The organism is Xanthomonas sp. BRIP62418 (assembly GCF_003993495.1).
GTDB lineage: Bacteria > Pseudomonadota > Gammaproteobacteria > Xanthomonadales > Xanthomonadaceae > Xanthomonas > Xanthomonas euroxanthea.
In genome coordinates, this window is the sequence record NZ_QEZG01000040.1 from 17,571 (window position 1) to 32,638 (window position 15,068).

Annotated in this window: 11 protein-coding genes; 4 read left to right on the forward strand and 7 right to left on the reverse strand. The window is 66.2% G+C overall.

Translation table 11 applies throughout. The features are described from left to right. The first annotated feature begins 103 nt into the window (after positions 1-103). Positions 104-727: a LysE/ArgO family amino acid transporter gene (locus EO174_RS13055; protein WP_104584718.1), complete on the forward strand. Its 624-nt coding sequence runs from the start codon at positions 104-106 to the stop codon at positions 725-727. Positions 728-753: 26 nt separating this feature from the next. Next, entirely contained in the window at positions 754-1,179 is a 426-nt protein-coding gene (locus EO174_RS13060; protein WP_126944879.1) for a GNAT family N-acetyltransferase, read from the forward strand. A gap of 140 nt (positions 1,180-1,319) precedes the next feature. Here the strand turns inward: EO174_RS13060 and EO174_RS13065 are convergent, their stop codons facing one another. Further along, positions 1,320-3,479, reverse strand: coding sequence for a methyl-accepting chemotaxis protein (locus EO174_RS13065; RefSeq protein WP_126944882.1), 2,160 nt, complete (start codon positions 3,477-3,479; stop codon positions 1,320-1,322). A gap of 515 nt (positions 3,480-3,994) precedes the next feature. Next, a complete protein-coding gene (locus EO174_RS13070) occupies positions 3,995-4,201 on the reverse strand; it encodes a hypothetical protein (RefSeq protein ID WP_016904346.1) in 207 nt (68 codons plus the stop codon). A 117-nt stretch (positions 4,202-4,318) separates the two neighbouring features. On the opposite strand from EO174_RS13070, the gene EO174_RS13075 reads away from it, so the two are divergent. After that, positions 4,319-5,029 (forward strand): rRNA pseudouridine synthase, encoded by a 711-nt coding sequence (locus EO174_RS13075; RefSeq protein ID WP_126944885.1) that lies wholly within the window; start codon positions 4,319-4,321, stop codon positions 5,027-5,029. A 1,144-nt stretch (positions 5,030-6,173) separates the two neighbouring features. On the opposite strand, the gene EO174_RS13085 is transcribed toward EO174_RS13075, so the two are convergent. From EO174_RS13085 to EO174_RS13105, 5 genes are all read right to left on the reverse strand, one after another. Beyond that, on the reverse strand, positions 6,174-6,935 hold the full coding sequence (locus EO174_RS13085; protein WP_241240010.1) for a hypothetical protein: 762 nt from the start codon (positions 6,933-6,935) through the stop codon (positions 6,174-6,176). Positions 6,936-7,090: 155 nt separating this feature from the next. After that, the gene (locus tag EO174_RS13090; RefSeq protein ID WP_104584674.1) at positions 7,091-7,495 is read right to left on the reverse strand and encodes a response regulator; all 405 of its coding nucleotides are present in this window, start codon (positions 7,493-7,495) and stop codon (positions 7,091-7,093) included. A gap of 78 nt (positions 7,496-7,573) precedes the next feature. Beyond that, positions 7,574-8,056, reverse strand: coding sequence for a hypothetical protein (locus EO174_RS13095; RefSeq protein WP_126944888.1), 483 nt, complete (start codon positions 8,054-8,056; stop codon positions 7,574-7,576). Between the two features lie 138 nt (positions 8,057-8,194). Then, complete coding sequence (recQ, locus tag EO174_RS13100) at positions 8,195-9,991, reverse strand: DNA helicase RecQ (RefSeq protein WP_024939934.1); 1,797 nt, start codon at positions 9,989-9,991, stop codon at positions 8,195-8,197. A gap of 242 nt (positions 9,992-10,233) precedes the next feature. Then, complete coding sequence (locus EO174_RS13105) at positions 10,234-10,791, reverse strand: Dps family protein (RefSeq protein WP_102580821.1); 558 nt, start codon at positions 10,789-10,791, stop codon at positions 10,234-10,236. Between the two features lie 90 nt (positions 10,792-10,881). On the opposite strand from EO174_RS13105, the gene hrpA reads away from it, so the two are divergent. After that, a complete protein-coding gene (gene hrpA, locus EO174_RS13110) occupies positions 10,882-15,003 on the forward strand; it encodes an ATP-dependent RNA helicase HrpA (protein ID WP_126944891.1) in 4,122 nt (1,373 codons plus the stop codon). The last annotated feature ends 65 nt before the right edge of the window (positions 15,004-15,068 follow it).

Consider the following 15,068-nt stretch of genomic DNA (forward strand, 5'->3'; position numbering starts at 1 on the left):
GGCGTCCGGCAGGATTAGAAATTCTAAGCAGGATACAGAAGATTTAGTTTTCCTAATTGCAGCGGAACGCCCAGCATTGGCGCCTGTGATCCGGGAGGTGCTCGTGTTACTTCAAGCCGCAATCTCTGGCTTCATCGCCAGCGCAGGTCTCATCATTGCAATCGGTGCGCAGAATGCATTTGTGCTGCGGCAGGGACTGCAGCGCCAGCATGTCGGTCTGGTGGTGGCGATCTGCGCGTTCGGTGACATCGCGCTGATCGTGCTGGGCGTGGCCGGGATTGGCGTGCTGGTAACGCAATGGCCGGAGTTGTTGCAGGGACTTCGCTATGCGGGAGCTGCATTTCTTGCGGCATATGGCGCGCTGGCTGCACGCAGGGCCTGGCGTGGCACCAGCACACTGGCGCCGGCGCAGACCGGCGCGCAACGCTGGCAGCGCGCCATGCTGGCGTGCCTGGCCTTTACCTTTCTCAACCCGCACGTCTATCTGGACACGATGCTGCTGCTCGGCAGTCTGGCTGCGCGTTACCCGGGTCCGTTGCGCTGGGCGTTCGCGTCGGGCGCGTGCCTGGCCAGCATCACGTGGTTTTCCGGGCTGGGCTATGGCGCGCGTCTGTTGCAGCCGGCTTTTCGCGATCCGCGCGCATGGCGTGTGCTGGATGCGGCGATCGCGGGATTCATGCTGGTGCTGTGTGCCCTGTTGTTGCTGCCCTCGCAGGCGCTACCCTGAGGCCTCACCGTCCCGGAGCTAGTGTCATGTCGCCGCTGCGTGTCTCCACCGATCCATCCGCGCTCGATATCGCGCTGATCCATCGCTACCTGGCGCAGCACACCAGCTGGGCCAGGGACATCCCGCTTGCGGTGGTACAGCGCTCCATCGCCAATTCGCTGTGTTTTGGCGGGTTCTTGGAGGGCAGGCAGGTCGCCTTTGCGCGCGTGGTTTCCGACTACGCAACCGTTGCGTACCTGGGCGATGTGTTCGTGTTGCCCCCGCACCGGGGCAAGGGCTATGGCAAGCAATTGATGGACGCGGTCATGGCGCACCCCGATCTGCAGGGGCTGCGCCGTTTCAGCCTGGCAACCAGCGATGCGCACGGCCTTTATGCGCGCTACGGCTTCACCCCGCCGCTGTCTCCGCAGTCGCTGATGGAGCGCTATTTTCCCGGGCTCTATACGCGCTAGCGTTGTCGTGCCGACTGCCGCGCGGCCGCACCGGCATGGTGCGGCGCGCGGCAGAAGGGCGCCTCAAGCTGCTGCCGCGCTGCGTGAGGCGAGCCGCGTAATGCGACCGACCTCGCCATGGTGCAGTGCCGACCGCTGGCTCAGGCGTGGCGGGCCTTGCTCAGCAGCTGTGCGACCGGTGCCGCTGCCTGCTGCCGCGTCTGCCGTGCGTCGATCTTGAAGATCGCCACCGCATCGGTGAGCTGCACCGCCTGCTCTTCCATCGCACGCGCGGCAGCAGTGGCTTCTTCCACCAGTGCGGCGTTCTGCTGCGTGGTTTCGTCCATATGCGTGATGGTCTGGTTGACCTGCTCGATGCCGGCCGACTGCTCCTGGGAGGCTGCAGAAATTTCGCCCATGATGTCGGTGACACGTTGCACGCTGGCCACCACCTCGCCCATGGTTTCGCCGGCGCTGTGCACCAATGCCGAGCCCTCGGCCACGCGTTGCACCGAGTCGTCGATGAGGTCCTTGATCTCCTTGGCGGCGCCGGAGGAGCGCTGCGCGAGCGTGCGTACCTCCGAGGCCACCACGGCAAAGCCGCGCCCCTGTTCGCCGGCACGTGCGGCTTCCACTGCCGCATTCAAGGCCAGGATATTGGTCTGGAAGGCGATGCCGTCGATGACGCTGATGATGTCGGCGATCTTCCTGGACGAGGCCTCGATACCGCTCATGGTGTCCACGACCTTGCCGACCACTTCGCCCCCTTGCGAGGCAACGCGTGCGGCGCCGATCGCCAGCTGATTGGCCTGGCGTGCGCTTTCGGCATTCTGCCTGACGGTGGAGGTGAGTTCCTCCATCGATGCTGCGGTTTCTTCGAGATTGGCCGCCTGCTGTTCGGTCCGTTGCGACAGGTCCTGGTTGCCGGCGGCGATTTCGCTGGCCGCGGAGTTGATCGACACGGCCGATTGCTGGATGTTGCCGACGATCTGCGCCAGCTGGTTGGCCGTGGCGTTGGCGTCATCGCGCATCTGTGCGAAGACACCGCGGAATTCGCCACTCATGCGTGCGGTGAGGTCGCCTGCGGCGATGGACTGCAGCAACGACGACAGCGACTGCAGGTTGCCGTCGGCCGTGGACATCAGGTGGTTGAGGCTTTCGACCATGATGCGGAAGTCGAACTGGAAGTGCTCGGCATCGCCGCGCGCGCTGAAGTCGCCATTGGCCGCGGCCTGGGCGAGATGCTTGATCTGGTGATTCATCGCCGACAGGTTGAGCTTGACCTGCGACATGGTGTCGCTGAAAACGGCCTTTTCGCCGGGCAGCGGCTGCATGTCTTCGGAGAGTTCGCCAACGGCATACCGCCCCATGATGCGTGCCAGATCGGTTTGCACTGCCACATGCGAGGCAACCAGCAGGTTGGTGTCGTTGGCCATGCGCCCGTAGTCGCCCGGGAAGGCCGCCGCATCGATACGGAAGCTGATCTGGCCGTTGTCGTGATGCCTGGCCATGTCGGTTTGCGCGGTGATCAGGTTACGCAGCTGCAGCTGCATCTTGTCCATGGCCTTGAGCAGGCGGCCGGTTTCGTCGTTGGCGCTGGTGTGCACATCGTTGTGCAGGTTGCCGGCTGCAATGGCCTCTGCAGTGCGTGTGGCCTGGCTGAGCGGCTGGGTCAGGCTGCGGGTGATCAACCAGGCCAGCAGTGCACTGATGGCCAGCGCGGTGATGCCGCCACTGGCCAGGATGACCTTGCCACGATGCATCGAGGCAACGGCGGTTTGATAGGCTTCCTTGCTGAGCCGGCGCTCCAGCTCGGCATTGGCGCGGATGGCCGCCTGCTGTGCGTCCATCGCGACGGCGGCGTCGCCCTGCAGCAAATCCTGCGCTTGCTGGTTCTGGTCGTGAATGCCGTACTGGAGAATCTGGTTGTTGAACTTCACCGACACGTCGCGCTTTTCCTGCAGCAGCTGGAGCGCGTTCTTTTCAGGGGCACTGCTCGGCAAGGCCGTCAGTGCGTCATGCGCCTCCTTGTAGCGTGCACGGTTTTTTTCGATCATCTCCATGCTGCGGCGGTTGGCGGCATCGCCGGACACCATCACGATGTCGCGCAGGCCGATCGCCACATTGGTATTGGCGTCGAGCATTTCCGAGGACAGCTGGATCTTCTCCATGTTGCTGTTGACGATGGTATCCAGCTCGAAACGGGCGTTGGACATGGTGACCAGGCCGGTCGCAACAAGCAGGCCCGACAATAGGATCAAGATGCCAAAGGCCATGCCCAGGCGACGGCCGACATTGAGGCGTTGCAGATATGTATTCATTACCGCATCCAGGTAGTGCAGCTGAGGGGCTCGATGAATGGGTCATCCACCAGAGCGTCTTGCCCAGCTAACGGCCGGATCGCGACGAGCTAAAGGTACGTATCTGAAATGACTTAGATTGAATTCATCGTGCGGAAGAAATTTCCCGACAGCCGTCCGCAGCGGCCTGACACCCGTGCATGCACTGCGTGTTTGTGGCGTCTATCGCTGGATCGAAGCATGCCAACCGCAGAACGATTTTCCGACGTTTCGCCGACATGTGGCGACCCCCTGGAGCGCAGCGGATGCTTTGACAGGATCGCATCCGCTATGTATCGCAATACCTGCAATCCGCTTGTCTTTGGTAAGCGCCGGTGCTGGTGCAGCGGCGTGTTCCGGCGATGCGATCTACTCTGATGCCATGCGACACGGGCCTTGCCACGTGCACCTTGCAAGCCGGCATGGCCGGCTGTTGAAGCGGCGCCGCGCATCGCGCGTGAGGCGTCACGCGCATGGCGGCACTGTGGCTCTTGCGCTCAACCTTCCAGCGCAGCAAGTACCTCGGCATGAAGCTGCTCGGCGCCGCTTTCAGTATTGAAGCGTGCAAAGATTTCCTCGCCGGAGAGCAGGCCGACCCGGACCGAGTGGCAATACGATCCGAAGTTTTCGCCTGCGTTGAAGGGATCGCTGATGACGGAGATGTGGTTGAGGCGGACCCGGGTGGTGCCAAACTTGATGAACATCTGCAATCTCCTGTGTGAGCGCCCAGTTTCCCACTTTGTCGGGCAGCGCAGAAGCCGGCCTCACGCATCCGTCGACCCAGCACGTACACTGCCGTCCCCTGAAGCCGAGCCCGCCCGATGTCCGATCCGATCCGTCTCGATAAATGCGTGGCCGCGCGGTTTGGCTGCTCGCGTGGAGAGGCGCAGCAATACATCGAGGGCGGCTGGGTCAGTGTGGACGGGGTCGTGGTCGAAGAGCCGCAAGCCTTGGCGACCGCGGCGCAGGTGACGCTGGCAGAAAACGCCGTGCTCGAACCTGCCGAGCCTGCCACGCTGCTGCTGCACAAACCGGCAGGCATGAGCGCCGAGGCGGCGCTGGCACTGGCCACAGTGGAAACGCGCAGCGCCCTGGACCAGCTCGAGATGCGTGTGCTCAAGCGGCACTTCCTGCGTCTGCAGGCGCCGCTGCCGTTGGAGGACGCGGCGAGCGGTTTGCTGGTACTGAGCCAGGACGGCCGCGTCCTGCGCAGGCTCAGCGCCGACGCTACCTCCATCGAACAGGAATTCCTGGTGGAGGTGCGCGGGGACCTGCGCCCATATGGCATGGCGCGGCTTGCGCATGGCCTGGTGTATCAGCAGCGCAGCCTGTCGCCGTGCAAGGTGAGCTGGCAGAACGAGGAGCGTCTGCGCTTTGCGATCAAGCACGTGCAACCCGGCCAGCTGCGTTACATGTGCGGGGAGGTCGGGCTGGAGGTGGTCAGCATCCGGCGCCTGCGCGTGGGCCGCGTGTCGCTGGGCAAGCTGGCCATCGGCCAATGGCGCTATCTGCCGACAGGCGAGCGTTTCTGACGGGCAGCGCGTGATGGATGCGCGTGGCTGCCATGCGGCGGCATGCCGCTGCTGCCGACATGCATGCAGCAAGCATTGCGTAACGGCACCATGGCGGTGTCACTGCCCGGCGCCGTTGTTCAGGCCATTGCGGCATTGATGCGCTGTCAGGCCCACACGTAAAACGTAGCGACCGTGCCGGGCAATAGCGACGCGCGTCGGCCGAGTCTTGCGCGCTCGGCAATGCACTGCGATTGCGGGGTGAGCGCAAGCTGCGTTGCGCATCCCGATGCCGGGGTCGCCTGGTTCGTGGCTTACTTCTTGTTGCGTTTTTTCTTGGCGCGCGTCACCAGCCAGAACACAACGGCAATCACGCCGACGACCAGAATGATGAAGGCCGGTGACAGAAACGAATTGTCGCCCATGGGAATTTCCTGAAAATCTTCGCAGCCGAGTGCTGCACTGACGTCAGCCTAGCGAGCGGCCTGCTTGATGGCGTGAAATACGCTGCAGCGGCCGCGCGCAACCGCGCCGCGTCGCCTGGCCCCGCAAGCGCGCGCGACGGCTGCAAGCGCGTTCGCGTGTACCTGCGTGCCGACGCAGCGGCTGCAATACAGGCGCGACCGAGCACGTGTTCGCCTGCCGGCGGCAAGCTGACAGGTCTGCAGCCGGAAGCGCAGGAACAGCAGCGACCAGCCACCTGCTGGGGAGAGGCTGGCAAACCAATGCATCCGACGGCGTCGCGCAAGCTCAGCCAAGGCGGATATCGGCACGGATCCAGCTGCAGGTTCGGGAATCTCGTAACGTCCGCTGGAGCACAGGCGCAGTGGTCGCACACGCATCAGATGGTTCGACGGCACACTCGAGCGAGCCGCCTGTGCGTGCGCACGGCTGACTTCTTCGCCTGAAAGGCGCGCGCATCCACGCTGGTGGACGATCAACCAACCACGACCCAGGCGCGTCACGCGATGCCGGCGATGTTCCGGCGGGGGGCGTGCTCAGCGCCTCGCGAGTTGAACGGCCCAACAGGCCTCGCGTCCGGTGGCTGCAGTTTAAATGGGGCGTGCGGCACGTAAATCGGGACTGCGCCGACAGCGTGTCGGGTCATCCCCGACGATCGTCAAGCCGTCGGGCTGCGCTCGTCCCCGAGCGCAGCCATGTCAGGTCAGGGGAAGGTTGCGCTGCAGCGGAAGCCGGCGCAGTCGATCTGCACCGTACTGCCGCCACTGCAGGCGGCGGTGAAACGCGTGGCGCTGTGTGCCTGCACCGTGCCGCAATTCAGGCCGCTGCTGATGCCCTGGGCGCGTGTGCTGGCCGATTCGGTGGACATCGCCGGGCCCGCAGGCGCAACCGTGGCTGCGACCTTGCTGGCCGGTGCTGCTGTGCCTGCCTGCACAGGCGGGGCGACCTCGCCTGCCAGCGGCAGCGTGACGGCTTCGCCGGGTGCACTTTCGGTGCCGGAGGCGGTTGCCGCGACGTGTGCGTTGTCGCCCTGTAACGGCTGGCCGCGGTCCTCGCGGTGGCGGTCGAAGCTCAGCGTCTGTCCGAATACCAGCTGGATCCAGCTCGGGTAGGTGTAGCCGGTGCCCTTGCCGTGATCGACGATGGCGCCGATCGCGCCGCCGATCAGGATGTTGCCCCAGATCCCGATGTTGGCGCGCGAGATGGAACGACCGGCGGCATTGCGCTGACCGGGCAGCACGCAGCTGACTTCCAGGTCGCGCGAGGACCGGCGTACCTGCACGGTCTGCCCGGACTTCAGGGTGAACCGTCCCTTGTCGTTGCTGAGGGCGCAGTCGGCGCCAGCGATGAGGTGCCCATCGGCAGTTTTGGTATCCACACGGATGGGCTGGGTCGCGTCGTTCATGACCGTCGCGCAACCGCTCAACGCAGCCATGGCCATGGCTGCGGTCACTAGGTGTTTCATGTTGTCCCCTGGCGTAAGGCATGGTCGGGCCAGGCGGGCATGGCGCCGCGTCCCTGGCACAACCGTGTCGTGATCAATCCCCGTTGCCGACACATCGCATCGGCCGCCACTTCATACCGGGATTGTGGGTCGCCGTCCAGTCGCGACCCTCTGCATCAGGCGACCGGAGTGGGAAGTATCCGGTGCTTGGCCATCACGCTGCGGATCGCGCTCAGCAGCTGCTCGGGGGTATACGGTTTCTCGAGGAAGGCCACGCCATCCGGCAGGATCTCTTCCACATACTCCACCGCCAGCCCGGAGGTGAGCAGCACGGGCAGGTTGTAGGGGGCGTGCGCGGTCTTGAGCGCCAGATCCACGCCGGTCAGGCCGCCCGGGAAATGGATGTCGGAAAACAGCACATCGACGCGCGGGTCGCTTTCGATCAGGGCCAGGGCCTCCTCGACCGAGCCGGCGCTGCGGCAGGTAAAACCATAGCTTTCCAGCACAAGGCAGCTGAGTTGTCGGGTGCCATCGCCGTCTTCGACGACGAATACAACTGGCCGTTCCTTGTTCTGTGACATGAGCACGTCTCGTAAGGCAGGCCACATTCTCAGCGATGCGGCAGTGAACCCTCTGTCAACGCAGACGGAGCCGTACGGTTACCAGCCGAACGGGCCAGGACCATAGCCGCCGGGGCCGTAGCGCGGCCCGAATAGCGGGCCTTCGCCGCGCCCGACACTGATGCTGACGCCGATCTGATGCGCCTTGCCGTCATCGTCGTAATAGGTCTTGCAGGAATTCAGGTTGACCGCCTGCCAGTTGCTGTTGCCGCCGCGGTTGGAGTAGCCCATGCCGGTTTCGACCGCGCCATGCAGCTTGCCCTGGCATTGTTCGGCGCGTTCGGCCGCAAGCGAGGCCGCGCTGGGGCGGGTCAGCGCAGGCTTGGGGCCGCTCTTGTCGCCATAGAAGGTGCCCGGCGGGTCGGTGCTGTACGCGGGGTCGGAGCGGTACTGCACCGGGGCTTGCGGAACGCTCAGGTCCAGCGATTGCGCCGATCCCGGCTCGGCGCTGCGCCCGCCGGCCTGGGCGAGCGCGCTGCCGGCGGCAAACAGAGTGGCCAGGAGAAGCAGGCTGCGTTTCATCGGATGGACTCTACCAGGAGGGACAGACAGCGCGTGCCAGATCGACTTGTGAAACTAGCAACGGCTGATTGAATGCGCGCTGTCGATTGCGCGGATTTTCATGCCGGCGCCGTCACCGCGATGGCACACGCTGCTGCATCAGCCCTGCTCGCGCACAATCTCGATCAGCTGCGCCCCATAGCGGGCGAGTTTGCCGCCGCCGATACCGCCGACACGCGAGAGTGCGTCGATGCTGGTGGGCCGCTGTTCGGCGATATTGCGCAGCGTGCTGTCGTGGAAGATCACGAAGGCCGGCACGTTCTGCTCCTTGGCCAGCTCCGCGCGCAGGCCGCGCAGGGCGTTGAACAGCACCAGGTCCTGCGGCTGCACCGGCAGGCCGGTGCGTTGCGCGCTGCGCTCGCGCCCGGCAGCCGGGTTCTCGCGGCGCATCATCACCTGGCGCTCGCCCTTGAGCACCTGGCGGCTGGCGTCGGTCAGGCGCAGGCCGCCATGGCCTTCGCTGTCGACCTCCAGCAGGCTGGCGGCCACCAGCTGGCGGAACACCCCGCGCCAGGTGCGCTCGTCCAGGTCGCGGCCGATGCCGTAGGTGCTCAGCTGGTCGTGGCCGAGCTGCTTGATGCGCTCGTTCTCGCTGCCGCGCAGGATGTCGATCAGGTGGCCGACACCGAAGCGTTGCCCGCTGCGGTACACGCAGCTGAGCGCCTTCTGCGAGGCCACGGTGGCGTCCCACGCGGCGGCGGGCGTCAGGCAGTTGTCGCAGTTGCCGCAGGGCTTGGGATAGGTCTCGCCGAAGCCGGCCAGCAACACCTGGCGGCGGCATTGCATCGATTCGCAGTAGCCGAGCAGGTGATCGAGCTTGGCGCGCTCCAGCCGCTTGCGCTCCTCGGCTGCCTCACCCTGTTCGATCATCTGCTTGAGCAGCACCACATCGCCCAGGCCGTAGCAGAGCCAGGCCTCGGCCGGGTCGCCATCGCGGCCGGCGCGGCCGGTTTCCTGATAATAGCCTTCCAGCGACTTGGGCAGATCCACATGCGCCACGAAGCGCACGTCCGGCTTGTCGATGCCCATGCCGAAGGCGATCGTGGCGGCCATGATGATGCCGTCCTCGCGCAGGAAGCGGCGCTGGTTTTCCGCACGCACCTCGGCCGGCAGGCCGGCGTGGTAGGGCAGGGCGTTGAAGCCTTGCGAGCACAGATACTGCGCGGTCTCTTCGACCTTGCGCCGCGACATCGCATAGACGATGCCGGCCGAGCCGCGGTGACGGCCCAGGAACTCCTGCAGCTGCTTGCGCGCGTTGTCCTTCTGCACCACGGTGTAGCGGATGTTGGGGCGGTCGAAGGAACTGACGAAGTGGCGCGCGTCGACCAGATCCAGGCGTTCGGCGATCTCGCGCTGGGTCGGCGGGTCGGCGGTGGCGGTCAAGGCCATGCGCGGGATATGCGGCCAGCGTTCGTGCAAGACGGTGAGCTGGCGGTACTCGGGGCGGAAATCGTGGCCCCATTGCGAAACGCAATGCGCCTCGTCGATGGCGAACAGCGCGATGCGGCTGCGTTCCAGCAAGGACAGGAAGCGCTGGGTCAGCAGGCGCTCCGGCGCGACGTAGAGCAGGTCAAGGTCGCCGGACAGCAACGCACGTTCGACCCGCTGGGCGTTTTCCGCGTCCAGCGTGGAATTGAGGAATTCGGCGCGCACGCCGAGCTGGCGCAAGGCCTCGACCTGGTCCTGCATCAGTGCGATCAGCGGCGAGACCACAATGCCGATACCGTCGCGCAACAGCGCCGGCACCTGGTAGCACAGCGACTTGCCGCCGCCGGTGGGCATCAGCACCAGGGCATCGTTGCCTGCCGCGACGTGTTCGACAATGGCTTGCTGTGGGCCGCGGAAGTCGTCGTAACCGAAGACGCGGCTGAGCAGTTCGTGGGCGGGGGAAGACATCCGCCTAGGATACCGCGCGGGTCAAGCCCTGGCCGGTGTCAGGCGGGCGGTGTTGCGCAACGGTGCGTCGGGGATTGCCGCGATGTGAATGCCGGGGGACATGTTTCGCGACGCGGAGAGGACCGCAACCCGCCGAGTCAGGGGCGCGCCGAAGGCGCGGGGTGTGGCCGGCGATGGAGCAGGGGCCCAAGGTTCCGGTGCAGCGAAACCTTGGGCACACTCGCAGGGGCCAGGCCCAGGGGTTACTGCAGCAGCGAGCGCAGCATCCAGGCGTACTTCTCGTGGGTCTGCAGGCGCTGGGTCAGCAGGTCCACGGTCGGGTCGTCGCCGGCGTCGTCGGCGGTGCCCAGCACCTTGCGCGCGGTGCGGCAGACCGCTTCGTTGCCGCTGACCAGCTGGCGCACCATTTCACGCCAGTCGGCACTGTCGCTCAGCCCCTGTTCTTCCGGGATCGAGGTCAGGGCGACGAACTCGCTGTAGGAGCCCGGTGCGTTGTAGCCCAGGGCGCGGATGCGCTCGGCCACTTCGTCCAGCGCCGCCCACTGCTCGGTGTACTGGGTCTCGAACATGGTGTGCAGCGAGTTGAACATCGACCCGGTGACATTCCAGTGGAAGTTGTGGGTCTTCAGGTACAGGGTGAAGGCGTCAGCCATGTAGCGGGCCAGACCGTCGGAGATCTGCTTGCGATCACCGTCCTTGATCCCGATATCGATGTGTGGTGCCGATGCTGCGGCGACCGGCAGTGCGTCCAATGCTTCATTGATGACGACGGGCTTGTTGGCGTTCTTTTTCTTGGACATGGGAATGGTCCTCCTGAGGAAACAGATATCGGGTCACAATAGACAGGCTAAAGGATCCGCTGTCATTCAATCTTTCACATTTTTCGATCAATGAGCGCTATCGACACCGACCTTGCCAACACCTTGCGTGAGCGCCGCCGCGCCGTCGATGGCGCGATGAGCCGCGACCGTGGCCGGTTGCTCGGTCTATGGTCGCGCTGGCAGGGCAAGCCCGGCAACCCGCAGGTGCGCGAGGCCTTCGAGCAGGCGCTGGCAGCGTCGCAGGCGCAACGCCAGGCGCGTGCCGAGCAGCAGCCGGCCATCACGCTGGACGAGCAACTGCCGATCGCGCGCGAGGCCGAGCGCATCATCGCGCTGATCCGCGACCATCAGGTCGTCGTCATCGCCGGCGAGACCGGCTCGGGCAAGACCACCCAGCTGCCCAAGCTGTGTCTGGCGGCCGGGCGCGGCGCGGCCGGCATGATCGGCTGCACCCAGCCACGCCGGATCGCCGCGCGGGCGGTGGCCGCGCGCGTGGCCGAGGAGCTGAAGACGCCGCTGGGCACCACGGTGGGTTTCCAGGTGCGCTTTACCGACCGGGTCGGCGAGCAGTCGCGGATCAAGTTCATGACCGACGGCATCCTGCTGGCCGAGATCGCCAGCGACCGCTGGTTGTCGGCCTACGACACCATCATCGTGGACGAGGCGCACGAGCGCAGCCTCAACATCGATTTCCTGCTCGGCTATCTCAAGCAGCTGCTGCACAAGCGCTCCGATCTGAAGTTGATCGTCACCTCGGCCACCATCGACACCGAGCGCTTCGCCCGGCATTTCGACAACGCGCCGGTGATCGACGTGGAAGGCCGGACCTTCCCGGTCGAGGTGCGCTACCGGCCGCTCGAAGGCGAGGCCGACGACGGCGGCGACGGCGAGCGTGGCAATGGCCGCGATGGCGAGCGCACCGTCAACGATGCGATCGTGGCGGCGATCGACGAGATCACCCGCATCGATCCGCGTGGTGACGTGCTGATGTTCCTGCCCGGCGAGCGCGAGATCCGCGATGCGCACCAGGCGCTGGAACGGCGCAAGTACCGCGAAACCGAAGTGGTGCCGCTGTACGCCCGGCTGTCGGCGGCCGACCAGGACCGCGTGTTCAACCCGGGGCCGCGCCGGCGCCTGGTGCTGGCCACCAACGTGGCCGAAACCTCGCTGACGGTGCCGCGCATCCGGTATGTGGTGGATCCGGGCTTTGCGCGGATCAAGCGCTACAGCCCGCGCCAGAAGCTGGACCGCCTGCATATCGAGCCGATCTCGCAGGCCAGCGCCAACCAGCGCATGGGCCGCTGCGGCCGCATTGCCGAAGGCATCTGCTACCGCCTGTATGCCGAAGCGGATTTTGCCGCGCGGCCGGCATTCACCGACCCGGAAATCCGCCGCTCGTCCTTGTCGGGCGTGATCCTGCGCATGCTGCAACTGGGGCTGGGGCGGATCGAGGAGTTCCCGTTCCTGGAAGCGCCGGACGAACGCGCAGTCGCCGACGGCTGGCAGCAGTTGCTGGAGCTGGGCGCGATCGATGCCAATCGGCGCCTCACCGCCATCGGCCGCCAGATGGCGCGCCTGCCGGTGGACGTCAAGCTGGCGCGCATGCTGGTGGCTGCGCAACAGCACGGTTGCCTGCGCGAGATGATCATCATCGCCGCGTTCCTGGGTATCCAGGATCCGCGCGAGCGCCCGCCCGAAGCACGCGAGGCGGCCGACAACGCGCACGCGCTGTTTGCCGATGCACGCTCTGAATTCGTCGGCATCCTGCGGTTGTGGGAGGCCTACCGACAGGTGCACGAGGACCTCACCCAGTCCAAGTTGCGCGATTGGTGCAACCGGCATTTCCTCGGGTTCCTGCGCATGCGCGAATGGCGTGAGCTGCATCGGCAGCTGCGCCTGTTGTGCGAGGAGCTGGGGTGGAGCGAGGAGCCGGCCGCTGCGATGCTGGCGCCATTGCTGGCAGGTGCCAGCGCGCCTGCGCGCGAGGACGGGCACAACGCCAACCGGCCGACGCGCGGGCAGTTGCATCGCGCTGCGCGGCTGGCGCGTGAAGGCAAGCCGGATCCGACTGCGCCACCTGCGCAAGCCACGTCCGCCGCTGCCAGCAAGCAGGCCGACCTTGCCGAGGCCTCGGCGCGCATCAGCGAGCGCGAACGCGCGGCGGCGTATCAGGCCCTGCATCGTGCGCTGTTGGCCGGCCTGCCCACGCAGATCGGCCATCGCACCGAAAAAGGCGATTTTCTCGCCGCGCGGCAGCGCCGGTTCGTGCCGTTTCCCGGCTCGGCACTGGCACGCAAGCCGCCGCCGTGGATGCTGGCCGCCACGCTGCTGGATACGCAAAAAGTCTGGGGCATGACCAATGCCGCGATCGAGCCGGACTGGGCGATCGCCGAGCTGGGGCATCTGCTGGCACGCAAGCATTTCGACCCGCATTGGTCGCGTGCGCAGGGGCAGGTGGTGGCATCCGAGCAGATCAGCCTGTTCGGCCTGGTGCTGGCGCTGAAAAAGCCGGTCCACTTCGGCAAGATCGATCCGGCCGGCGCACACGACCTGTTCGTGCGCCAGGGCCTGGTCACCGGCGAGATCAATACGCGTGCGGCGTTCATCGCCGACAACCTCAAGGTGCTGGAGCAGGCGCGCGAGGAAGAAGCCAAGCTGCGTCGTGCCGGCATCGTCGCCGACGAAGACTGGCAGGCGCGCTGGTATCTGGATCGCATCCCGGCCGAGCTGCACTCGGCCAGCGGGCTGGATGCATGGTGGAAGACCTTGCCGCCGGACAAGCGCCGCGGCCTGCACTGGACGTTGAACGACCTATTGCCCGGCGAAGGCAGCGAGGCCGACCGGTTTCCGAAGTATTTCCCGCTGGGCGATGCGCGGCTGCCCTTGCATTACCGCTTCGAGCCGGGCGCCATCGATGACGGGGTGACGCTGGATGTGCCGCTGCACCTGCTCAATGCGCTGGATCCGGCGCGGCTGTCGTGGCTGGCGCCGGGCTTCGTCGCCGACAAGGCATCGGCCCTGATTCGCAGCCTGCCCAAGGCGCAACGGCGCAACTATGTGCCGGCGCCGGATTTCGGGCGCGCGTTCTACGAGGCCTACAGCATCGCCTCGGCCGACGCTATCCGTGGCGAGCTGGCGCGCTTCCTGACCAAGGCCACCGGCACGCAGGTGGCGGCGCTGGATTTCGACGAAGAGTCGCTGGACACGCATCTGCTGATGAACCTGCGCCTGCGCGATGACGACGGCAAGGTACTGGCCGAGTCGCGCGACCTGGACGGATTGCGCGCACGCTTTGGCGAGCGTGCCGGCCAGGCCTTCGCCGCACGCGCGGGGCGCGCGCTGGCGGCCGAGGGCTTGCGCGATTTTCCGTCCACGCCGATTCCCGAGCAGGTGGCCGGCGAAGCCGGCGTGCCGGCGTATCCGGCGCTGGTGGACCAGGGCGAAGATGCGGCGCTGCGCATCTTTGCCGACCGCAACGAAGCGGCGCAGGCGCATCCGCGCGGCGTGCGCCGGCTGCTGGAAATCGCGCTGGCCGACAAGATCAAGCAGGCGCGCAAGCAACTGCCGGTGTCGCCCAAGACCGGCCTGCTGTACGCGGCGATCGAATCGCAGGAGCGGCTGCGCGGCGATCTGGTCGATGCCGCGCTCAACGCGGTGCTGGCCGATGGCCTGGGCGCGATACGCGACCCCGGTGCCTTTGCGCAGCGCCGCGACGAGGCCGGCAAGCGCCTGTTCGGCGAGGCGATGGAACGGCTGACGCTGGCCGAAAGCATCCTTGGCGCCGTGGCCGAACTCAAGCCGCTGCTGGAGGCGCCGTTGATGGGCTGGGCGCGCGGCAACCTGGACGATATGGAACAGCAGCTGCGCGCGCTGGTGCATGCCGGCTTCCTGCGCGAAACACCGGCCGAGGCACTGGCCAGTTATCCGCGCTATCTCAAGGCGATGATCCTGCGGACCGAGCGTGCCAAACGCGATCCGGCCCGCGACCAGGCGCGCATGCTCGAACTCAAGCCGTTCGTGGATGCATTGGACCAGGCGGCCGCGCGTGGGTTGCAGCAACGTGATGAGTGGCAGTCGCTACGCTGGGATCTTGAGGAATTGCGCGTGTCGGTCTTTGCGCAGGAGCTGGGCGCCAGGTCGGGCGTGTCGGCGAAGAAGCTGTCGCAGCGGGTGGCGGCGTTGCGCAACTGAGTGGTGCTGGCGCTGGTGACGACGGCTTGCCGTCATCACCAGCGCGCTGCCATCAGCGCAGTCCT

Bases quoted from the DNA above. Each gene is read 5' to 3' on its own strand.
- EO174_RS13060 (WP_126944879.1), top strand. From the start codon at position 754: ATGTCGCCGCTGCGTGTCTCCACCGATCCATCCGCGCTCGATATCGCG.
- EO174_RS13065 (WP_126944882.1), bottom strand. From the start codon at position 3,479: ATGAATACATATCTGCAACGCCTCAATGTCGGCCGTCGCCTGGGCATG.
- EO174_RS13070 (WP_016904346.1), bottom strand. From the start codon at position 4,201: ATGTTCATCAAGTTTGGCACCACCCGGGTCCGCCTCAACCACATCTCC.
- EO174_RS13075 (WP_126944885.1), top strand. From the start codon at position 4,319: ATGTCCGATCCGATCCGTCTCGATAAATGCGTGGCCGCGCGGTTTGGC.
- EO174_RS13085 (WP_241240010.1), bottom strand. From the start codon at position 6,935: ATGAAACACCTAGTGACCGCAGCCATGGCCATGGCTGCGTTGAGCGGT.
- EO174_RS13090 (WP_104584674.1), bottom strand. From the start codon at position 7,495: ATGTCACAGAACAAGGAACGGCCAGTTGTATTCGTCGTCGAAGACGGC.
- EO174_RS13095 (WP_126944888.1), bottom strand. From the start codon at position 8,056: ATGAAACGCAGCCTGCTTCTCCTGGCCACTCTGTTTGCCGCCGGCAGC.
- recQ (WP_024939934.1), bottom strand. From the start codon at position 9,991: ATGTCTTCCCCCGCCCACGAACTGCTCAGCCGCGTCTTCGGTTACGAC.
- EO174_RS13105 (WP_102580821.1), bottom strand. From the start codon at position 10,791: ATGTCCAAGAAAAAGAACGCCAACAAGCCCGTCGTCATCAATGAAGCA.
- hrpA (WP_126944891.1), top strand. From the start codon at position 10,882: ATGAGCGCTATCGACACCGACCTTGCCAACACCTTGCGTGAGCGCCGC.